Annotated in this window: 19 protein-coding genes; 17 read left to right on the top strand and 2 right to left on the bottom strand. The window is 34.0% G+C overall.

From position 1 onward, the window contains the following. The first annotated feature begins 15 nt into the window (after positions 1–15). From FS935_RS04310 to FS935_RS04265, 10 genes are all read left to right on the top strand, one after another. Positions 16–1314 carry a dihydrolipoamide acetyltransferase family protein gene (locus tag FS935_RS04310; RefSeq protein WP_146946273.1) on the top strand — a complete coding sequence of 433 codons (1299 nt, stop codon included), beginning with the start codon at positions 16–18 and terminating at the stop codon, positions 1312–1314. A gap of 483 nt (positions 1315–1797) precedes the next feature. Further along, the gene (locus tag FS935_RS04305) at positions 1798–3696 is read left to right on the top strand and encodes a methylmalonyl-CoA mutase family protein (protein WP_146946272.1); all 1899 of its coding nucleotides are present in this window, start codon (positions 1798–1800) and stop codon (positions 3694–3696) included. Continuing rightward, positions 3693–5837, top strand: coding sequence for a methylmalonyl-CoA mutase (gene scpA / locus FS935_RS04300; protein ID WP_146946271.1), 2145 nt, complete (start codon positions 3693–3695; stop codon positions 5835–5837). The genes FS935_RS04305 and scpA overlap by 4 nt, the downstream gene beginning before the upstream one ends. A 2-nt stretch (positions 5838–5839) precedes the next feature. Further along, positions 5840–6856: a methylmalonyl Co-A mutase-associated GTPase MeaB gene (gene meaB, locus FS935_RS04295; RefSeq protein WP_146946270.1), complete on the top strand. Its 1017-nt coding sequence runs from the start codon at positions 5840–5842 to the stop codon at positions 6854–6856. 88 nt (positions 6857–6944) lie between these two features. Further along, positions 6945–7382: a BrxA/BrxB family bacilliredoxin gene (locus tag FS935_RS04290; RefSeq protein ID WP_146946269.1), complete on the top strand. Its 438-nt coding sequence runs from the start codon at positions 6945–6947 to the stop codon at positions 7380–7382. A gap of 327 nt (positions 7383–7709) precedes the next feature. Continuing rightward, entirely contained in the window at positions 7710–8501 is a 792-nt protein-coding gene (locus FS935_RS04285) for a transporter substrate-binding domain-containing protein (RefSeq protein ID WP_146946268.1), read from the top strand. Positions 8502–8581: 80 nt separating this feature from the next. Next, positions 8582–9244: an amino acid ABC transporter permease gene (locus FS935_RS04280; RefSeq protein ID WP_146946267.1), complete on the top strand. Its 663-nt coding sequence runs from the start codon at positions 8582–8584 to the stop codon at positions 9242–9244. Beyond that, positions 9237–9959: an amino acid ABC transporter ATP-binding protein gene (locus tag FS935_RS04275; protein WP_146946266.1), complete on the top strand. Its 723-nt coding sequence runs from the start codon at positions 9237–9239 to the stop codon at positions 9957–9959. The genes FS935_RS04280 and FS935_RS04275 overlap by 8 nt, the downstream gene beginning before the upstream one ends. A 528-nt stretch (positions 9960–10487) precedes the next feature. After that, positions 10488–11447 carry an aromatic acid exporter family protein gene (locus FS935_RS04270; protein ID WP_146946265.1) on the top strand — a complete coding sequence of 320 codons (960 nt, stop codon included), beginning with the start codon at positions 10488–10490 and terminating at the stop codon, positions 11445–11447. Between the two features lie 51 nt (positions 11448–11498). Next, positions 11499–12008, top strand: a complete 510-nt coding sequence (locus tag FS935_RS04265; RefSeq protein WP_146946264.1) for a L,D-transpeptidase — start codon at positions 11499–11501, stop codon at positions 12006–12008. 105 nt (positions 12009–12113) lie between these two features. On the opposite strand, the gene prli42 is transcribed toward FS935_RS04265, so the two are convergent. Then, positions 12114–12206 carry a stressosome-associated protein Prli42 gene (gene prli42 / locus FS935_RS23350; protein WP_158638528.1) on the bottom strand — a complete coding sequence of 31 codons (93 nt, stop codon included), beginning with the start codon at positions 12204–12206 and terminating at the stop codon, positions 12114–12116. A 158-nt stretch (positions 12207–12364) separates the two neighbouring features. On the opposite strand from prli42, the gene mce reads away from it, so the two are divergent. The 5 genes from mce to FS935_RS04240 all read left to right on the top strand — a co-directional run bounded on the left by mce (position 12365) and on the right by FS935_RS04240 (position 17996). After that, entirely contained in the window at positions 12365–12778 is a 414-nt protein-coding gene (mce, locus tag FS935_RS04260) for a methylmalonyl-CoA epimerase (RefSeq protein ID WP_146946344.1), read from the top strand. After that, a complete protein-coding gene (locus FS935_RS04255; RefSeq protein ID WP_146946263.1) occupies positions 12779–14332 on the top strand; it encodes an acyl-CoA carboxylase subunit beta in 1554 nt (517 codons plus the stop codon). A gap of 18 nt (positions 14333–14350) precedes the next feature. Continuing rightward, a complete protein-coding gene (locus FS935_RS04250; protein WP_146946262.1) occupies positions 14351–15469 on the top strand; it encodes a tripeptidase T in 1119 nt (372 codons plus the stop codon). Positions 15470–15634: 165 nt separating this feature from the next. Next, the gene (locus FS935_RS04245; protein ID WP_146946261.1) at positions 15635–16711 is read left to right on the top strand and encodes a CAP domain-containing protein; all 1077 of its coding nucleotides are present in this window, start codon (positions 15635–15637) and stop codon (positions 16709–16711) included. 127 nt (positions 16712–16838) lie between these two features. After that, the gene (locus FS935_RS04240) at positions 16839–17996 is read left to right on the top strand and encodes an FtsW/RodA/SpoVE family cell cycle protein (RefSeq protein ID WP_158638527.1); all 1158 of its coding nucleotides are present in this window, start codon (positions 16839–16841) and stop codon (positions 17994–17996) included. Positions 17997–18351: 355 nt separating this feature from the next. Here FS935_RS04240 and FS935_RS04235 read toward each other — a convergent pair whose 3' ends face one another. Next, on the bottom strand, positions 18352–18816 hold the full coding sequence (locus FS935_RS04235) for a BsuPI-related putative proteinase inhibitor (protein WP_146946259.1): 465 nt from the start codon (positions 18814–18816) through the stop codon (positions 18352–18354). A gap of 367 nt (positions 18817–19183) precedes the next feature. Between FS935_RS04235 and urtA the strand changes: the two genes are divergently transcribed. Further along, positions 19184–20428 (top strand): urea ABC transporter substrate-binding protein, encoded by a 1245-nt coding sequence (gene urtA / locus FS935_RS04230; RefSeq protein WP_146946258.1) that lies wholly within the window; start codon positions 19184–19186, stop codon positions 20426–20428. Between the two features lie 358 nt (positions 20429–20786). Further along, positions 20787–21689: an urea ABC transporter permease subunit UrtB gene (urtB, locus tag FS935_RS04225; RefSeq protein ID WP_146946257.1), complete on the top strand. Its 903-nt coding sequence runs from the start codon at positions 20787–20789 to the stop codon at positions 21687–21689. Positions 21690–21693: the final 4 nt, after the last annotated feature.

The raw sequence follows: 21693 nt of genomic DNA, 5'->3' as shown, positions 1-21693 counted from the left end.
AAAGGAGGTAGTCAAGTGGCGATAGAAGAAATTAAAATGCCTCAGTTAGGTGAGAGTGTAACAGAAGGTACAATAAGCAAATGGTTAATAGCTGTTGGTGATAAGGTAAATAAATATGATCCTATTGCTGAGGTTATGACTGACAAAGTGAATGCAGAGGTTCCATCTTCATTTACAGGAGTTATAAAAGAACTGATCGCAAAAGAAGATGAAACTTTAGCGGTTGGAGAAGTCATTTGTACTGTTGAGGTTGAAGGTGGTGAAACTGCATCTACTACAGAAAGCATATCTGATGAAAAAGCTCCCAAAAATGTTTCTATAACAAACGATGAATCTACTATAGCCAACAAAACAGATGCTCCAAATAAAGCACGTTATTCTCCAGCAGTGTTAAGACTTGCACAAGAAAATGACATTGATTTAACGTTAGTTGACGGAACAGGTGCAGGTGGAAGAATAACGAGAAAAGATCTGCAAACGATTATTAATAATGGGTCAATTCCTGTGAAACAAGATCCAAAACAAGAAATAGTAAATAAAGAAGATTCAAGGACGTTAGCTGAGCAAGAAGCTGTTAAGAAAACATCACCTGCGACTTCTAACGCAGCAGTGCCTGGTGATATAGAAATTCCAGTCTCAGGTGTGAGGAAAGCAATTGCTGCAAATATGGTACGAAGCAAACATGAGGCACCTCACGCGTGGATGATGATGGAAGTGGATGTAACAAATCTTGTTGAATACCGTCATTCAATTAAAAATGAATTTAAGAAAAAAGAAGGCTTTAATTTAACGTTTTTTGCTTTCTTTGTAAAAGCTATAGCACAAGCATTGAAGGAATATCCTGAAATTAATTCAATGTGGGCAGGAGATAAGATTATACAGAAAAAAGATATTAATATTTCAATCGCTGTTGCAACAGAGGATTCATTGTATGTACCTGTTATTAAAGCAGCAGATGAAAAAACGATTAAAGGTATTGCAAGAGAGATTACAGAGTTAGCAAATAAAGTTAGAAATGGGAAGTTAACTTCTTCAGAGATGCAAGGTGGTACCTTTACTGTTAATAATACAGGATCATTTGGTTCTGTTCAGTCTATGGGCATTATTAATTATCCTCAAGCCGCAATCGTTCAGGTAGAATCGATTGTCAAACGACCAGTTGTCATAAATGGTATGATCGCTGTACGTGATATGGTGAATTTATGTATGTCACTGGACCATCGTGTTTTAGATGGGTTAATATGTGGGCGCTTTTTAGCAAGAGTGAAGGAAATTTTAGAACAAACATCTAAAGAAACAACTTCAATTTATTAATTTTCAATCTCTTGAACTTTGTAGTTAGGTTATGAATAAAATCATAAATAAAAAAGCTTGTAGAGAAATTTTGCCTTGTTTCTCTATAAGCTTTTTTTAATTAAATCAATTTCTTAAAGTGCGTTTTTAAATATTTCTAGAGGTACAGAAAGCTAGTTTGTACTTTTAAAAGTCTGTTTTGCAAAGAAATGCTAACAGGATTAAAAGCAACAAAATGACAAAGCGATTTTATAAAATATTACATCAGTAAACACGTCAATTTTTACCCATAAATGGAAACTACGTTGCTAGTTGATATAAATTATAATAGAATAAAATTGGAGATGTTTACATTTCGATTAAAATGTAAACGCATTCAATTCGAAAAATATTGTTTCATATTAAATTATATTGAAGTAGCACTGCATAAACTGTACCAAGTTGAAGAAATTCATTTGAGTCAAAGGGGGTGGGCTTCCTACTCCTATGTAGGAGGCGCATATTATGGGTGAAAATCAAAGTGTTACAAGCAGCGGTAGTTGGAATGAATGGAAAGAAGAGGCTGAGAGAGCGTTAAGGGGTAAAGCGTTTGAAAGTTTATACTCTTCAACATATGAAGGAATAAAATTAAAGCCTTTATACGATTCAAGTGATATAGAAAATATAACAAAAGCAACAAAGCAACGAACTATTTCCTCAAACAGTGACTGGAAAATAAGTCAGGAAATAGCTGGTGATAATTCATTAGATTTTTCAGATAAAGTAAAAGATGCAAAAAAACGTGGTCAGAACTCTTTTTTCGTTAACAAATTTAATTTTATAAAAAATAGTGATGATCTAACGTTAGCTTTACAAGAAATAGATTTGGAAAATGATTCTCTCTTTTTTGACATTGGAGAAAACATTGGATTTGCTAGCTTGCTATTTTATCATTTTCAAGATCAACAAACTATTAAAAAATTTAATGGCGTCATAGCTTTTGATCCTTACGAAGAACTAGTATTAACAGGATCTTCTACTATAGGTTTAGAAACGAAGCTAGATTATCTTGCTGATATTATGAGGTGGAAGGATGAAAGTCATTTTTCTACAAAAACATTACTTATTAAAGGGAATGTTTATCATGAAGCTGGAGCAAATTCTGTTCAGGAGTTAATATATGCTTTTAGTCACGCTTTAGAAGCGATTAATGAATTATTAAATCGAAACATTTCGATTGATACAATTGCACGTAATATGATCTTTTCTTTTAATATTGGTGGCAATTTTTTTATGGAAATAGCAAAGCTAAGAGCTGCTAAGCAAATATGGGCTTCTCTTATTTCAGCTCTAGGTGGTAGTGAGGAAACCCAAAAAATCTATTTACATACAAAAACATCGATCTATAATAAAACAAAAAATGATACCTATGTAAATTTACTTCGAACAACAACAGAAGGATTTGCAGCTGCTGTTTCTGGTGTTGATGAAATGACGATTGACGCATTTGATACTGTATCTAACAATACTAGTAAATTAGGAGAAAGAATTGCTAGAAACATGCAATTTATTTTTAAAGAAGAAAGTTTTTTAGCAGGTGTATTTGATCCTACAAATGGTTCTTACTATGTTGAAGCATTAACGAATCAGTTAGCAGAAATCGCTTGGAGTGAAATAAAGAAGATAGATGACCTGGGTGGCTTTCTAGAAATTTTAAAAAAAGGAGAACTCCAAAAAAATATTAGCTTACTGCATAAACAAAAAATTAATCATGTAAATACTAGAAAATTGCATGTGATTGGAACAAATGTTTATGCTAATCCGAATGATCAGCTAGATATAAGCTATAAAGCTGAATTGAAAAAACAAGAAACCAACATAAAAGTATATACGTTTGAAGAGGCAATGAAATATGTAGATGTAGAAAAGAAGGTACCTGGAATAATTAGTGAAAATATAGATGAGATAAAAATAGAACCATTAAAAACACAGCGTTTGGTGGAGCATTTTGAAAAGCTTAGGTTGAATGCAACAAACTTTAAAGAAAAAACAGGATTTACCCCTAAGGTATTGATTGTAACGATCGGAACATTAAAAGATTATAAACCCCGACTTGATTTTATCATTGGACTGTTAACTGCAGGTGGCATTTATAGTGATGTAATTTCATATGACAATATCAATGATCTTAAGATTGATAGTAAAATTGTTATATTCTGTGGGACAGACAAAGCTTATGATGCTATTCAAGTGGAAGATTTTAATAAATTAAAATCTGATAGCACAATTGAAGAAATTTATTTGCTAGGAAATAATGCTTTAGACAAGGTGAATAAATATGGATTGAGTGGAACTATCTCTTCGGACATAAATGTGTATGAGCTTTTACTCAATATTCATAACGTTATGGAGGTAGGTATATGATGAAAAGGCGATCTATTACATCTGCACCGCTTATAAATATCAATCATTATGTGAACTCCTCAGTAGAAACATATAATACGAATGAGCAAATACAGATAAAAAATCATTATACAAGTCAAGATTTATTGGAAGTTGAACATCTAAATACTTATCCTGGAGTGAAACCATTTCTGCGTGGACCATATGCGACAATGTATAAAAATCGTCCTTGGACAATTCGTCAATATGCTGGTTTTTCGACAGCAGAGGAGAGTAATGCTTTTTATCGACGTAACCTGGAGATGGGGCAAAAAGGCTTAAGTGTAGCCTTTGATTTAGCAACACACAGAGGGTATGACTCAGATCATCCGCGCGTAGACGGTGATGTTGGGAAAGCGGGGGTAGCGATAGATTCGATCCTGGACATGAAAATATTATTCGACGGTATTCCTTTAGACGAGATGTCTGTTTCAATGACGATGAATGGTGCCGTATTACCAATAATGGCTTTTTATATTGTAACGGCTGAAGAACAAGGTGTGGCTAAGGAAAAACTGTCAGGCACAATTCAAAATGATATTTTAAAAGAATATATGGTACGTAATACGTATATTTATCCACCTGAGATGTCAATGAGAATTATTGGTGATATCTTTAAATACACAGCACAGCATATGCCAAAGTTTAATAGTATCAGCATCTCAGGTTATCATATGCAAGAAGCTGGTGCACCTGCAGATCTTGAGTTGGCTTATACGTTAGCAGATGGACTCGAATATATTAGAACTGGTTTAAAAGCTGGTTTAGATATTGATCAATTTGCCCCAAGATTATCATTCTTTTGGGCAATTGGTATGAATTACTTTATGGAAGTTGCAAAAATGAGAGCAGCTCGCTTTATGTGGTCAGAAATGATGCAGCAATTTAATCCTGTGAATCCTAAATCACTCATGCTAAGAACACACTCGCAAACATCTGGATGGAGTTTAACAGAGCAAGATCCTTACAATAATGTCGTTCGGACTTGTCTTGAAGCACATGCTGCAGCAATGGGACATACACAATCTCTTCATACAAACGCTTTAGACGAAGCCATTGCTTTACCAACTGATTTTTCGGCTCGAATCGCCCGAAACACTCAATTGTACCTGCAAAATGAAACTGGTATTTGTGATGTAATTGATCCTTGGGGTGGTTCTTATTATGTAGAATCTCTAACAAATAGTTTAATTCAGCGAGCAAAAGAACACTTAGAAGAAGTAGAACAGCTTGGTGGTATGACAAAGGCTATTGAAACAGGTCTTCCAAAAATGAAAATTGAGGAAGCGGCTGCCAGAAGACAAGCGAAAATTGATTCTGGTAAAGAAGCGATCATTGGAGTGAATAAATTTAGGTTAGAGGAAGAAGATCCACTTGATATTTTATCAATAGACAATACTGTAGTTAGAAACAAACAAATAGAGCGTCTTCACACCCTAAAGAAAAATCGAAATGAAAAGTCTGTTAGTGAAACACTCCAAGCATTAACCGATGCTAGTGCAAACAATGAGGGCAATTTATTGGAATTAGCAGTAGAGGCAGCACGAGCTAGAGCAACCTTGGGAGAAATATCTTATGCAATTGAAAAAGTGAGTAAACGTCATCAAGCAATGATTAAATCTGTTAGTGGTGTTTACAGCGCAGAATATTCGAATGAAGAAGAAATAAAAAAAGTGAGGGAAAAAACAGACCAATTTTATGAACTAGAAGGTAGACGACCAAGAATTTTAATTGCGAAAATGGGTCAAGATGGTCATGATCGAGGAGCAAAGGTTATTTCAACAGCTTTTGCGGATTTAGGATTTGATGTTGATATTGGTCCACTATTTCAAACACCTGAGGAAACAGCTGTTCAAGCTGTAGAAAATGATGTTCATGTTGTTGGAATAAGCTCTCTCGCTGCAGGACATAATACCTTGCTTCCACAGTTGATTTCTGAGCTTAAGAAATTAGGTAGAGAAGACATTGTTGTAATAATAGGTGGTGTTATTCCTTTTCAGGATTATGCTGAATTAAAGGAAAAAGGAGCTTCCGAAATATTTGGACCTGGTACTGTTATACCTGTAGCTGCGACAAAGGTTTTGGATAAGATTCTTGAACGTTTGGGCTATGAGGAAGTTTGAGAATGACCAAATATATTAAAAAAATTCACGAGGTTACGGTGGATGATCTTGTTGAGGGAATCGTAAATGGTAACAGAGTGATGTTAGCTCAAGCGATTACGCTAGTAGAAAGCAATGCATCACGTCATTTTGAAAAAGCGCAAAAAATAATTGAGCATCTTTTACAAAAGGAAAACACATCTATTAGAATTGGAATTACTGGTGTTCCAGGTGCAGGTAAAAGCACGTTTATTGATGCTTTTGGCACATACTTAACAAATAACGGATATAAAGTAGCAGTGCTAGCTGTAGATCCTAGTAGCCAGGTTTCAAAAGGAAGTATTATGGGTGATAAAACAAGAATGGAACGTTTATCAAAAGATCCTAATGCATTTATTAGACCCTCTCCATCTGGTGGAAATCTAGGAGGGGTTAGTCGCAAAACACGAGAAACAATTTTTTTGTGTGAAGCTGCGGGCTATAATGTGATACTTGTTGAAACGATGGGTGTGGGTCAAGGAGAATTTGTTGTTAGAGACATGGTAGACTTCTTTTTACTTCTTGTGCTAACAGGTGCAGGTGATGAGTTACAAACTATGAAAAAAGGCATTATGGAATTGCCAGACTTAGTTGTTGTTAATAAAGCTGATGGGGATAATCTACACAAAGCTAATGTGGCGAAAAGAGATTATAATACAATTCTTCATTTTCTACATTCTTATACAAAAGGATGGACAACAAGAGCGCTGACTGCATCAGCAGTACAAGAAACAGGTATAGATGAGATTTGGAAAGTGATACAAGACTTTGAAATCAAAACAAAAACAAGCTCTGTATTTGATCAAGTAAGAAGTGAGCAACAACGGAAATGGCTGTATACATTAGTAGAGCAGGAGCTTTATAAAGTATTTTATGACCATCCTTCCATTAAACAAAAGCTTCCTATTTTAGAAGAAGCAATTGTAAAGGGAGAAAAAACTGTTTCTGCAAGTGCTGTTAACTTATTAGAAGCTTTTTTTAACAAAGCAAAAGAGTTTTAGGAGAAAACAGATTTTTAAGCTAACAATTTGCTCAATACATTAACTTGTTGGTAAAATAGTAGTACTGATGTTAAAAGGAGAGATTTCATTGAGTATGGATTTTAATTTATTTATGAACGATGTAGTACAACAAGCACGTAAAGAAATAGTTGCTGCAGGATATACAGAGCTAAAAACTCCAGAAGATGTAAATGAAACATTTAATAAAAAAGGAACAACTCTAGTAATGGTTAATAGTGTTTGTGGATGTGCAGGTGGAATTGCAAGACCAGCGGCTGCTCATGCTGTTCACTATGATAAGCGCCCAGATCAGTTAGTTACAGTATTTGCTGGACAAGACAAAGATGCTACAGCTAGTGCACGTGAAATGTTTACAGGTTATCCACCGTCTTCTCCTTCTTTTGCATTGCTAAAAGACGGACAGCTTATGACAATGGTAGAGCGTCATGAAATTGAAGGCCATGATCCAATGTCAGTTGTTGCAAAACTACAAGCAGCATTTGATGAATATTGCGAAGAAGTATAAATAATTAGGTTATATCAAACTTAATCTTTAATGTGATCAATAGAAAAGACCAAATCAACGATGATTTGGTCTTTTTCTATTGACGTAAAAACACCTCTCCTTTTATTTTCTGTAGAAAACCTCAAAAATGGAAAATTTTATATAACATTCTACTTTATTAAAAACTATTTCAGAAAACTTAAAATATACAAAAAACATAGATAATTACATTTTTATAAATACATATTGCATAATTATTAGTATGTGTTAAAATACAAAATATCGAATAAATATTAGTTTTTTATGCATAGAAAACATACACATTAGAAATTATTGGGGGAAACTATTATGAAGAAAATATCGTTATTCATTATAAGTTTATTAGTTGTTGCTTTAGTGTCAGCATGTGGTACGGCAAAAAATGAAAGTGAACAAAACACTGGTGCTGAATCTGGTGAGCAAAAAGTATTGAAAATGGCTACATCTGCTGATTATCCACCATTTGAATATATTGATACAGCAAAAGGAAGCGACATTATCGGGTTTGACATTGATCTAGTAAATGCTTTAGCAGAAAAAACTGGTTATAAAGTAGAAGTACAAGATATGGATTTTAATAGCTTGATTCCAGCTCTTCAAGCAAAACAAATAGATTTAGTATTAGCTGGTATGACTCCAACACCAGAACGTGCTGAAAATGTAGACTTTACAGATATTTACTATACAGCGAATCACATGATTGTTTCTTTAAAGGATAATGAAGTAAAAAGTATCGAAGAGTTAGAAGGTAAAACAATTGGTGTTCAGCTTGGTTCTATTCAAGAAGAAAAAGCTGCTGAAATTTCTGAAGAAGTAACAATCAAAGTTGAAAATCGTAATAAGATTTCAGAGCTTGTTCAAGAATTAAAGGCTGGACGAATTGATGCGGCAATTATTGAAGATACTGTTGCCAATGGTTATTTTGCAAAAGACGACCAGTTAGCAGGTTTTACGCTTGATTCATCTGAAGAAGCTGGTTCAGCAATTGCATTCCAAAAAGAAAGTCAATATACTGAAGAATTTGATGCTGCATTAAAAGAAATGAAAGAAAATGGCGAACTTGATAAATTAATTGTTAAATGGTTCGGAGATCAAAAATAACAGTATATGTACAAGGGTCTGACAATAATAACTTGTCAGCCTTTTTAATGTTATTTATATGTGAAAGGAATTAGATAAAAATGGATATATTGAATTTCTCATCAATCGTCCCGTCTCTTCCGTTTATTTTAGAAGGGGTATGGGTTACATTAAAAATTGTTGTATTATCTTTATTACTAGGGTTTGCCTGGGGAATTATTTTAGCGTTATGCAAAATTAGTAGAATAAAACCTTTAATGTGGTTTGCAGATGCTTATACGTCTATTTTTAGGGGAACACCTTTAGTGTTACAATTACTTATTATCTATTTTGGACTGCCGCAAATTCTCGGATTTCCAATAGATCCATATCCAGCAGCAGTTGCAGCATTTACATTAAACTCAGGTGCATATATATCAGAAATTATACGTGCAGGTATAAATGCAATTGATAAAGGACAACAAGAGGCTGCAATGGCTTTAGGTATTCCTTATTCAAAGATGATGAAGGATATTATTTTACCACAAGCTTTTAAAAATATTTTACCAGCATTAATGAATGAATTTATAACATTAACAAAAGAGTCAGCGATTGTGACAGTTATTGGTGTTGGGGATATCATGAGACGTGCATACCAAGTTGGAGCAGATTCTTACAATTATTTTGCACCATTATTATTTGCAGGTTTAGTTTATTATCTATTAGTTATGGTGTTAACACTCCTTGGTAAGGGTATTGAAGGGAGAATGAGACGTAGTGATTAAAGTTGAAGATTTGCATAAATCGTTTGGTAAATTAAATGTGTTAAAAGGTATATCTACAACTATTGCTTCAGGTGAAGTGATCGCTATAATAGGACCATCTGGTTCAGGGAAGTCTACCTTTTTAAGGTGTTTAAATTTATTAGAGCAACCAACTTCAGGGAAGATTTTGTTTGATAATCAAGAGATTACAAATGCAAAAACTGATATATCTAAGTTTAGACAAAATGTGGGGATGGTTTTTCAGCACTTTCATCTATTTCCGCATAAATCTGTACTTGATAACTTAACGTATGCACCAATCACAGTTAAGGGTTTATCAAAGCTAGAAGCGGAAAAACAAGCAAAAGAATTATTGGATAAAGTTGGTTTACTTGAAAAAGCTTCTGAATTTCCAAATCGTTTATCAGGTGGTCAAAAGCAAAGAGTTGCCATCGCAAGAGCTCTTGCGATGAAGCCTGAAGTGATGCTTTTTGATGAGCCTACATCTGCGCTTGATCCTGAGATGGTAAAAGAAGTGTTAGATGTTATGAAAAACCTGGCAATGACAGGTATGACGATGGCTATTGTTACTCATGAGATGGGTTTTGCAAAAGAAGTAGCAGATCGTGTTCTTTTTCTTGATGAAGGAAAGCTTGTTGAGGATGCTCCACCAACTGAATTTTTCTCCAATCCTAAAACAAAGCGTGCTCAGCTATTTTTAGAAAAAATGTTATAATTCACAAAAGAGGCTGGACATAATTAAAGTTGTCATACAAAAAGACGAATAATAGTTGAAAGAAACAAGTTCGTTCCATTGCGCTGCAGACATAAGATTCGCCGGGGAGGAAGCTAAGCCTCCTCGTAAGCTGCGCGCCTGTGGGGTCTCAGCCTTTCCTCTGCACCCGCAGGAGTCAAATGTCTTCCGCTCCATTCCACTAGTTCTTAAAAATAGTATGCAAAATCAAAAAAAATTAATTGAAGACAGCAGATAAAAACCCGAAAAATTAGGAGAATATTTAATTAAAAAATCTCCTAATATTTCGGGTTTATCATTAGATTAAATACTTATGTCCCTGCCTCTTTTCCTCAGCTTAAAATAGTAGAGAATTTGAAGAATGAATAAAGCTATCTCTTTGCTTTATTTAGTGTAAACTATGTATCATAAATAAGGAAAGTTTACCTTGTTCTTAGAAATAACCTATAATGGCTATAAGTTAATTAATTGGATTTAAGAACTTTTTAGCAGAAAATGGGGAGAAGCTTAATGTTTAAAATTGGGTATCGAACAGCAAAAACAGCTTTAGGAACAACAATTGCTATTATGCTTGCTGAGTTTCTACAACTTCAAAATTATACATCAGCCGGTATTATAACAATATTATGTATCCAAGTAACTAAAAAGAAATCATTAAAAAGTTCATGGGCTCGATTTCTTGCCTGTTCTATTGCCATGGTTTTTTCATTTGTATTCTTCGAGGGGATTACCTATCATCCTGTAGTAATTGGTTTATTACTTTTATTCTTTATTCCAACTACTGTTATTGTTAAAGCGACTGAAGGAATTGTTACAAGCACAGTTGTTATTTTTCATTTATATAGTGCTGAAAAAATAACACTTGAATTGATAGGTAATGAACTTTTATTAGTAACAATTGGAATTGGGATGGCCCTAATCATGAACTTGTATATGCCAAGTGTAGAAAGAAAGCTGAAGAATTATCAGGAAGAAATTGAGGATAATATTGCCAATATCTTTAAAGAAATTGAGCTATATTTACTTGAAAAAGATCGAAAATGGGATGGACAGGAAATTACCAAAACTGCAATTTTAATTGATGAAGCTAAAACCCTTGCTTTTCGTGATGTTGAAAATCATTTTTTGCGACATGAAAATACATACTATCATTACTTTAAAATGAGAGAAAAACAATTTGAAATCATTGAAAGAGTCATACCAATTATTACTTCGATACATATCGCAATAGATCAAAGTAGAATGATAGCTGATTTTATACATGAATTAAGATTAAATATTCATCCGGGAAATACAGCAAATAGATTTCTTATGCAATTATTTAAAATGAGACAAGAAATAGAGGAAATGGATTTACCGGACACAAGAGAGGAATTTGAGGTAAGAGCTGCTCTGTTTCACTTTCTAAGGGAAATGGAGAACTACTTAGTTATTAAAAGTCAATTTAAAGGGATGAAAGCAAACGCGTAGTATTTATTTCATATTGCTTGAACATATTAAGAATAAAAGGACGTTGATAGAATGAAAACAATGCTTCTTTTATTTTTTATTATATCTTCTCCAATTTGGCCTTTAGGACAAAATCCGATTGTCGGAGATCCGTTTATCATTATAAATAAACAAAATAATGAGCTTGCTTATATAAATGAAAATGAAATAAAAGATATTTTTCACGTTGCTACTGGAGTGACAGAAGAACATACTCCAGAAGGAAAGTTTACGATAACAGTAAAAGCAAAAAATCCTTATTACCGAAAAAAAGATATACCAGGTGGAGATGCTAATAATCCATTAGGCACTAGGTGGATTGGCTTTAATGCAAAAGATACAGATGGAAGAATTTACGGTATCCATGGAACGAATAATAAAGAATCCATTGGTCATTATGTTACTCAAGGTTGTGTAAGGCTCCAAAATGAAAATGTAGAAAAGTTATATGAAAAAGTTCCTATAGGAACAAATGTTTTAATTATTAATTCTCAGGAAAGCTTTGAACAGCTAGGAATAGAATATGGTGCATTAAAAAAATGAGTCTATTGTGGCGAAAGTTTTCTTTTGCCAATAGACTCATTTTTATGTTTGAAAGATAATAAAATGTAAAAGTAATGTTAGATCAGTACTTTCAATATAGAGAGATTAAAACCAAACAGATACACCGGCAAGTAAGGTTGTAATAAGCATTACACCTATCATTAAATATACAACGAATTTTTGTGTTTTACGTGACATTATACTTCACTCCTTGTACGTATTATTTTATCGTGAATAAGGAATTAGGACAACATGTAAAATGTGAAAGAAATTCGACGAATAAGAAGGAGAATTCTATTCTGAAAGAGAATTTATCTGTAATGGTAGCGTTTTCAACAAAGGGGTTGGATGTCTATATGGAAAATAAAGTAGATCATATCGGAATTGCAGTACATTCTATAGAAAAAGCATTGTCATTTTATATAGATGTTTTAAAGCTTGATTTATTAGGCTTTGAAGAAGTCACAATACAGCAAGTAAAGGTTGCTTTTTTACATGCAGGAAATACAAAGATTGAATTATTAGAGCCAACATCACAAGATAGTCCAATTGCAAAGTTCCTTGCTAAAAAAGGAGAAGGTATTCATCATATTGCATTTGGGGTTAAAAATATCGAATCTCGATTACAAGAAATCAAAGAGCTAGGATTGCCTCTTATTGATGAGAAGCCGAGACAGGGTGCAGCAGATATGGAGATTGCTTTTATCCATCCAAAGGCTGCTAATAATGTATTGATTGAGTTATGTGAAAAAAAGCGGGGTGAAAGGTAAATGCAAAAGGATATCTATGGAGAAATAAATGAATTATATGAGCTGAGAAGAAAGATTGAATTAGGAGGTGGAGATGAAAGGATTGATAAACAGCATGAAAAGGGTAAGCTAACAGCAAGAGAACGAATTGATTTATTGGTAGATGAAGGTACATTTGTTGAAATCAATCCTTTTATGGAGCATCGCTGTAATGATTTTGGATTAGAAGATACAAAAGGACCTGGTGAAGGTGTTGTCACAGGTTATGGGAAAGTCAATGGCAAACCAATATATCTATTTTCGCAGGATTTCACTGTATTTGGTGGGGCACTAGGTGAGATGCATGCGAAGAAAATAGCTGCAGTCATGGATTTAGCTGCTAAAAATGGAACGCCTTTTATAGGCTTAAATGATTCAGGCGGTGCGAGGATTCAAGAAGGTGTGTTATCATTAGATGGTTATGGACAAATTTTTTATCGCAATACAATTTATTCTGGTGTTATTCCTCAGCTTTCTGTCATTTTAGGGCCATGTGCAGGTGGAGCAGTTTATTCTCCTGCTATTACTGATTTTGTTTTTATGGTAGAACAAACAAGTCAAATGTTTATTACAGGTCCTAAAGTCATTGAGACAGTAACAGGAGAAAAAATTAGCTCTGAAGATTTAGGTGGAGCAGTTGTACATAATACTATTAGTGGTAATGCTCATTTTGCCGGCTCTACAGAGGAAGAAGTATTGCTTCAAGTTCGAAGGCTATTAAGTTACTTACCACAAAATAATGAAGAAAAGCCACCAAGATCTTCTTTTGAAGAAAAAACACATGATCGACCTGAATTAACTGATTTAATTCCATTTGATTCTGTAAGACCTTATGATGTTAGGATTGTCATCGATCAAGTTGTTGATAAGAATTCTTTTATGGAAGTACAAAAAGATTTTGCGAAAAATATTGTTATTGGTCTTGCGAGGATAAAAGGTGAGGTAGTTGGGCTTGTTTGTAATCAGCCAAAAGTTATGGCTGGTGGATTAGATATAGATTCATCAGATAAAGCGGCAAGGTTTATTCGTTTTTGTGATTCCTTTCAAATACCTTTAATAACGTTTGAAGATGTTACCGGGTTTTTCCCAGGTGTTAAGCAAGAGCATGGAGGAATTATCAGACATGGAGCTAAAATCTTATTTGCTTATTCTGAAGCGACTGTACCTAAACTAACAGTTATTTTAAGAAAAGCTTACGGTGGAGCATATGTCGCCTTAAATAGTAAATCAATAGGTGCAGATCTTGTGTTTGCTTGGCCAAATGCAGAAATTGCCGTAATGGGTCCTCAAGGAGCAGCTAATATTATTTTTGCAAAAGAAATACAAAATAGTGAAGATCCTGACAAAACGAGAGCAGAGAAAATAGAGGAATATCGAAAAAAATTTGCTAATCCATATGTTGCAGCTAGTCAAGGGATGGTTGATGATGTCATTGACCCGAGAGATACTAGGTTAAAGCTCATTCAAGCTCTTGATATGTTAAGAACAAAAAAAGAAATTCGACCAATAAAAAAACATGGGAATATTCCCCTTTAATTGTAGGAGGTACATCAATTGATTAACAAAAAAAGATTGTTAGATGAATTTTTAGAACTTGTTCAAGTTGACTCAGAAACAAAACATGAAGCAGCAATTGCTAAAGTGCTAAAGGAAAAGTTTTCTTCTTTAGGCTTAGACGTTGTAGAAGATGATACTATGTCTATTACAGGACATGGTGCAGGTAATTTAGTATGTACACTGCCTGCAACAAAAGATGGCATCGATACAATCTATTTTACTTCACATATGGATACTGTTGTTCCTGGAAATGGAATCAATCCTAGTATTAAAGATGGATATGTGATTACAGATGGAACAACAATTCTTGGTGCTGATGACAAAGCAGGATTAGCAGCAATGCTTGAAGCAATAAAGACACTAAAAGAACAATCCATTCAACATGGGAAGATTGAATTTGTTATTACAGTTGGTGAGGAATCTGGTTTAGTTGGTGCAAAGGCTTTAGATCCGTCCTTGATGACTGCAAAATTTGGATATGCTTTAGATAGTGATGGAAAAGTAGGTACAATTATTGTAGCAGCACCAACACAAGCTAAGGTAAGGGCTACAATCTACGGAAAAACGGCACATGCAGGTGTTGCACCAGAAAAAGGTGTATCAGCGATCACAATAGCTGCTAAAGCCATTTCAAAAATGCCTTTAGGAAGAATTGATCATGAAACAACGGCTAATATTGGTCGTTTTGAAGGTGGAACACAAACAAATATCGTTTGTGATTTGGTACATATTTTGGCTGAAGCAAGATCATTAATTCCAGAAAAAATGGAAAAACAAGTGGCTGCTATGAAAGAAGCTTTTGAAAATGTTGCTGCTGAAATGGGTGGTCGTGCAGAAGTAGAGGTAGAGGTTATGTATCCAGGCTTTAAATTTGCAGATGGAGATCATGTTGTAGAGGTAGCTAAGCGAGCTTCTGCTAAAATTGGGCGCACTAGTGAACTCCAAACAAGCGGTGGTGGAAGTGATGCCAATGTTATAGCGGGAAATGGAATTCCAACAGTCAATTTGGCAGTGGGATATGAAGACATTCACACAAAAAATGAAAAAATGCCTATTGAAGAATTAGAGAAAACAGCAGAATTAGTGCTTTCTATTATACAAGAAGTGTCTAAATAAGATTGATAAAAAATACTTAGATCAATGATCTGAGTATTTTTTTGGTTTTTTTTAACAATATGAGTTCAAACCCTCCAATTGAAAATATAATTACCACCTATATTTTCATGATATTGAAGGAAAATATGATGGTAAGTATTTTTAATGTAAAAGGAGGAGTTATGATTGATAAAGAAAAGAGTAGGATTTATCGCTGCAAGTGCTTTAGTTGTAGGGCTTGTTGGTTGTAATAATAATGAAGGAGCCTTTGATGAAAATAGATTAAGCACAAGAGATGTTCAAAATGTAAATGACAACGGTAATCATACCTATGGGCCGTTTGCTCGTCAAATTGATACGAGAGAAACAATGCCTAATGGGCTTGACGATGATTATCGTTTTGGACCAATGAACGAAGATAATAACTTAGATTTTGTTCCTGATGATTCATTAACAAATGGTGATTTAGATGGTATGACAATTTCTAGTTCCAAAACAGATTTGTCGAGTAAGAATTACCCACATACAAAGGCAATAGTCGTTCAAGAAGCAAAATATAAGTTTGTTGCCAATAATGCTGGTGATGCAAAACAGCGTGCAAACCAATTTATCGAACAACAAAAACAACAAGGAACTCAAAGAGCACAACAATTAGCACAACAACATCAAAAATCACAAATGCAAATTCAAGAAAAAGCACAACAAAGTAAACAAGAACAACAACAAGCAAAGCAACAGGCTAAGGCAAATGAGCAACAAGCACCAACTCAACAAGCAGAGGAACCGGCTCAACCGAAGCAAGAACAGCAAGCGCCAGCACCTGCTCCTAAGCAAGAGCAAAATCAAGCAGAAAAGCAACCTGAAACACAACAGCCTGCACAAAACATGAATGAAGCAGTTCAACAGGTTATTGAATTAACAAATCAACAAAGACGAAAAAATGGTCTTCCTGATTTACAAGCAGATACTCAAATAAATGGAGTAGCTCAAAAGAAATCAGAAGATATGAGACAAAATAATTATTTCTCACATACAAGTCCGACTTATGGATCACCATTTGATATGATGCGTGATTTTGGCGTAACATATAAAACTGCAGGTGAGAATATTGCCCAAGGACAACAAACACCACAGCAAGTTGTTGATGCTTGGATGAATAGTGAAGGTCATCGGAAAAACATTTTGAGTAAGGATTTTACTCATATTGGTGTAGGGTATGACAAAAATGGTCACCATTGGACACAGATGTTTGTTGGAAGATAATCAAATTTTAGTAAAATAACCTAATATTTGTATAATATCCACCTCATTTATGGTAACTTAATAAATAAGAGGTGGATTTTCTTTATTTTACACTCCAAAAAATTAAATAGTAGAAATGGTGATTTCTTTGACATCAAAAAAATACGCTTATTTTGACGTTTCACTGATCTTTTTTTTATTTTTACTAATGATCTGTAGCTGTGTGAGTATTCTAAGTGCTCAAAAGTATGCTCAATATGATGAAAATTTTGTAATGAAGCAGATTATATGGTTTGTTTTAGGTATTGTTGTTGCAGGATTAATTTTTCTCTTTGATTTTGAACAAATAAGTAAGCTAGCGCCATTTTTTTATGGAATTGGAGTCCTCTTATTAATTGGGATATTAATTGCGCCTGAATCAATTGCACCAGTTCGTAATGGTGCAAAGTCATGGTTTATTATACCTGGATTTGGTTCGATACAACCCTCTGAATATATGAAAATATTTTTAATTTTAATGCTTGCTAAAATAACACAAAGTCATTATAAAGACGATTATCGAAGAACGTTTAAACAAGATTTATCTTTACTAATTAAAATAGGTGCAACGTCATTTTTGCCTATGCTATTAATTTTGATGCAAAATGATTTTGGTTCTTCGTTAGTCATCCTTGTTATCACCATTTCAGTCATTTTCTTATCTGGTATAGATTGGAGGATAATTAGCTTTATCGTGTTTGTTCTACTAGGAGTGGTTGGTGTACTCGTGTATCTCTTTATTACAAATCCAGACATTCTCCTGGAGGTTTTTGGGACATACCAGTTAAACAGAATTTATTCTTGGTTAGATCCAGAACAGCACGCTAAAGGTATAGGTTACCAATTAAATCAATCTCTTCATGCTATAGGATCGGGGATGGTTGATGGGAAGGGTTTTCAAAATAGTAATGTTTATACACCAGAAGCACACTCAGACTTTATTTTTACTATTGTAGCAGAAGAGTTTGGCTTTTTGGGTGGATCAATAGTCATTGCTCTATATTTCTTTATTATTTATAGAATACTAGGAATTGCAATGTATGTGAGGAAGGATATTTTTGAGTTTTACATATGTATTGGAATGGTTGCGCTCTTTACCTTCCATAGCTTTCAAAATATCGGAATGGTAACAGGTCTGCTGCCGATTACGGGAATACCTTTGCTGCTTATGAGTTACGGAGGGAGCTCTGTATTGGCTAGTATGATGGGGATTGGTTTAGTTCTGAATGTATCATTAAAGAAAAGAGATTACTTTTTTTCAGATTAAGCGGAGTATTAGTTTTAGCTTAATAGGTGTAATTTTAGATTTATTCGTCTTTATGAAGGATTTCTGTAATAATAACCTAGTCTCCTTACATAAGGCTCTTTTCTGAAAGATTGTTGCTATGTAATATGCAGTAGAAACAATGTATTTTCGCTTAAAGGCAACTATTTTCTAAAGAAGAGATGCCACTAAACTTAATAGCCTTACATAAAGACCCGAACTATTAGGTGAAAGATTGATTGAAAATATCACCTATTAATTCGGGTTTTTCATTAGTGAAAATACTTTGTCCTAACCTCTTCGTTGTGAAAAATTATATAGAAGAAAAATTTAATCTTTTACCGTGAATAAATGCGAATTAATTAACTATGAAATTTTTACTCACTTCGTACTTCTTACCCTCTTTAGGTGTCATCCATACTGAAAGCTCATATTCCCCACTTGAAAGATTTAATTCTGACAAATTAATATCGTAAGTAAATTCTTCACCAGGCTTTATTTCTTCGCTACCTAATGCTGCAAGAAATGAAGCTGTACTCGAGAATAGAAAAATTTCCTCTCCATCTTTTGTTAGTACTTGATAATCAACTCGTTGTGAGCTTGTAAACTCCATTTTTTCAACTTCTTCTGTTTGGTTCTTAACTTTATAGGTGTAATGTAAAGGACTAGATTCTGTTAAACTAGCTACCATTTCTCCAGCGATAATTTGTTTATCATCACCATTTTTACTTCCTTCGTTTTCAGTATTGCTATTTGTATTTCCTGTCCCACACCCAGCTAGTATTGTAATGATCAAAAAAATAAACCAGTTTTTTTTCAACATCTTCAAGATTATCTTCCTTTCTTTTTATGTCTTCTTACTTACATTGTCGTAATTTACACCAATAAAGTTACAAATTCAACACTTCAATTTCTATGTAAGAAATTATAACAAGGAATATGTCGAATTGATTGAGTGAAGTTTTATTAGTAATAGTTTTCCTTTTTATCCGAATGTTAAATCAAAAAAATCCATTTTTGTTAACGTTTACATAATGAAATATTAAAAAAATTTAAAAAATTCATTGTATATCAGTCAAAACTCTGTATAATGTGAAATATAAAGTGATGTTAAGTTTTGTTACATACGAAGTTATGTTGTATAACATTACTGTTAGAAGATTCCATTAATGAAAAGGGGCTGTTCTTTTATGAAAGTGAAAAAGAGGTTTTTAGCGTTAATGATGTCAACGATGGTTATGCTTGGTGCTTGTGCTTCTCAAACAAGTGAGCCTGAAACAACAACAGAAGGCAGTGATACTAAAGCTACTGTTGATGGTGACACAGTTGAAGTAGGGATACTGCACTCATTAAGTGGCACGATGGCGATAAGTGAGGTTTCCTTACGTGATGCAGAATTAATGGCAATTGAAGAGATAAATGCAGCTGGAGGAGTTCTTGGAAAGAAAATTGAACCGATCATTGAAGATGGAGCATCTGATTGGCCGACATTTGCTGAAAAGGCAAGAAAATTACTTCAACAAGATAAAGTAGCAACAATTTTTGGTGGGTGGACTTCAGCAAGTAGAAAAGCGATGCTACCTGTTGTTGAACAAAATAATGGTTTACTTTGGTATCCGGTTCAATATGAAGGTATGGAACAATCTCCAAATATCTTCTATACAGGAGCAACTACAAATCAACAAATTGTTCCTGCAATTGATTGGATGATTGAGAATCAAGGTAAAAATATCTTCTTAGTAGGATCTGATTATGTATTCCCGCGTACTGCAAACAAAATTGTTAACGCACAGCTTGAGGCAAAAGGTGGAACAGTTGTTGCAGAAGAATATACACCACTTGGTCATACAGATTACAACACAATTATTAGCAAAATCAAATCTTCAAAACCAGATGCAATTTTTAATACATTGAATGGTGACAGTAATGTAGCTTTTTTTAAACAATTAGAAGATGCAGGAATTACTGCAGAGGATATTCCTGTTATGTCAGTTAGTGTGGCAGAGGAAGAAATTCGTGGTATTGGAACAGATGTATTAGCGGGTCACTTTGCTGCTTGGAACTATTACCAAACAACTGATACTCCTGAAAATAAAGAATTTGTTGCAAATTACAAAGCAAAATATGGTGATGATCGAGTTACTGGTGATCCTATAGAAGCAGCTTACATTGCGGTTTATTTATGGAAAGCAGCTGTTGAGAAGGCTGGTTCGTTTGAAGTTGATAAAGTGAAAGCAGCATCTGATGGTATTGAATTTAAAGCACCAGGTGGAGTAGTTAAAATCGATGGAGAAACTCAGCATATTTATAAAACCGTACGAATTGGAGAAGTTCAAACTGATGGTCAATTTAAAGAGGTTTGGAATTCAGGCGAACAAGTAAAACCTGATCCATATTTAAAATCATATGATTGGGCAACTAGTTTAAGTGAATAATAGAAAGTAAGTTTTAGTTTATGGATGTTTTCTCGGAAATTTGTTGAACTAGAATTGGCTTTAGTTAAATGATTGATACTCCATAGGTGAAGCCGAGGGGGGCTAGCGTTTCTTCCTCGGTAAATCTTGAGTCTTGAGCGCAATCGAACGAATTCATTAGAAATATGTAAAAATAATCCAGAGTATTTAAAAGTCGTTTTTACAAAACTTTAATTCATGCTAAACAATCTTAAAAATGAAAAAATGAAGGAAAAGCCAAGCAGGATCAATTAAATGTATTTCTATTCCCCCTATTATAATAGATTCTTACTACTTGATCTTGCTTGTCTTTTCACTTCATATAAAGGAGGAATAATCCTTGTCAATTATCATTTCTCAATTATTTAATGGTTTGAGTTTAGGATCAATTCTATTATTGATCGCTTTAGGTCTTGCGATAACATTTGGTCTTATGAACATTATCAATATGGCTCATGGTGAGTTCATTATGATTGGAGCTTATACTACGTATGTTCTCCAGCAAGCATTCATTCAATATCTTCCAGAATCCATCTTTGGTTTATATTTTATTCTAGCGATTCCACTATCCTTTGTGATTGCAGCATTTATAGGATTTTTAATGGAGAAATCAATTGTAAGATTTTTATATGAACGTCCACTTGATAGCTTACTAGCAACTTGGGGAGTTAGTTTGATTTTACAACAAGTTGCGAGATCAATCTTTGGAGCACCAAATGTTGCTGTTGTCGCACCAGATTGGCTAAGTGGTGCATTAACGATTGGTACTATGACATTTCCTTATAAACGATTATTTATTATTGCTTTAGTTGGTGTAAGTATCTTCTTGTTATTTCTTTATTTATATAAAACTCCTTCTGGCAGAAGAATGAAGGCTGTTACGTTAAATCGTGATATGGCTTCTTGCTTAGGTGTTTCCACTAGAAAAGTTGATAGTACAGCTTTTGCTTTAGGAAGCGGCTTTGCTGGGATCGCAGGGTGTTCTTTAACCTTAATTGGCTCGATTGGCCCAACACTAGGAACAACCTATATTGTTGATGCATTTATGATTGTTATTTTAGGTGGAGTAGGAAAGCTAAAGGGTACAGTATTGGCTGCATTAATGTTAGGTATCTTAAGTACATTTGTTGAGCTATCAACAAGCGCAACGATTGCAAAAGTTATTGTATTTGCTTTTATTATTATTTTCTTACAATGGAAACCAACTGGTCTTGTTAATGTTAGAGTGCGAGCATTAGATTAACGGA

It is taken from the genome of Metabacillus litoralis (assembly GCF_007994985.1).
Lineage (GTDB): Bacteria > Bacillota > Bacilli > Bacillales > Bacillaceae > Metabacillus > Metabacillus litoralis.
The sequence above is the reverse complement of the archived record's forward strand: the minus strand, read 5'-3'. Positions and strand labels throughout refer to the sequence as shown.

What these genes read in the sequence shown, in the direction of transcription:
- FS935_RS04305 (WP_146946272.1), top strand. Translation starts at nt 1,798, where the DNA reads ATGGGTGAAAATCAAAGTGTTACAAGCAGCGGTAGTTGGAATGAATGG.
- scpA (WP_146946271.1), top strand. Translation starts at nt 3,693, where the DNA reads ATGATGAAAAGGCGATCTATTACATCTGCACCGCTTATAAATATCAAT.
- meaB (WP_146946270.1), top strand. Translation starts at nt 5,840, where the DNA reads ATGACCAAATATATTAAAAAAATTCACGAGGTTACGGTGGATGATCTT.
- FS935_RS04285 (WP_146946268.1), top strand. Translation starts at nt 7,710, where the DNA reads ATGAAGAAAATATCGTTATTCATTATAAGTTTATTAGTTGTTGCTTTA.
- FS935_RS04280 (WP_146946267.1), top strand. Translation starts at nt 8,582, where the DNA reads ATGGATATATTGAATTTCTCATCAATCGTCCCGTCTCTTCCGTTTATT.
- FS935_RS04270 (WP_146946265.1), top strand. Translation starts at nt 10,488, where the DNA reads ATGTTTAAAATTGGGTATCGAACAGCAAAAACAGCTTTAGGAACAACA.
- FS935_RS04265 (WP_146946264.1), top strand. Translation starts at nt 11,499, where the DNA reads ATGAAAACAATGCTTCTTTTATTTTTTATTATATCTTCTCCAATTTGG.
- prli42 (WP_158638528.1), bottom strand. Translation starts at nt 12,206, where the DNA reads ATGTCACGTAAAACACAAAAATTCGTTGTATATTTAATGATAGGTGTA.
- mce (WP_146946344.1), top strand. Translation starts at nt 12,365, where the DNA reads ATGGAAAATAAAGTAGATCATATCGGAATTGCAGTACATTCTATAGAA.
- FS935_RS04255 (WP_146946263.1), top strand. Translation starts at nt 12,779, where the DNA reads ATGCAAAAGGATATCTATGGAGAAATAAATGAATTATATGAGCTGAGA.
- FS935_RS04235 (WP_146946259.1), bottom strand. Translation starts at nt 18,816, where the DNA reads ATGTTGAAAAAAAACTGGTTTATTTTTTTGATCATTACAATACTAGCT.
- urtA (WP_146946258.1), top strand. Translation starts at nt 19,184, where the DNA reads ATGAAAGTGAAAAAGAGGTTTTTAGCGTTAATGATGTCAACGATGGTT.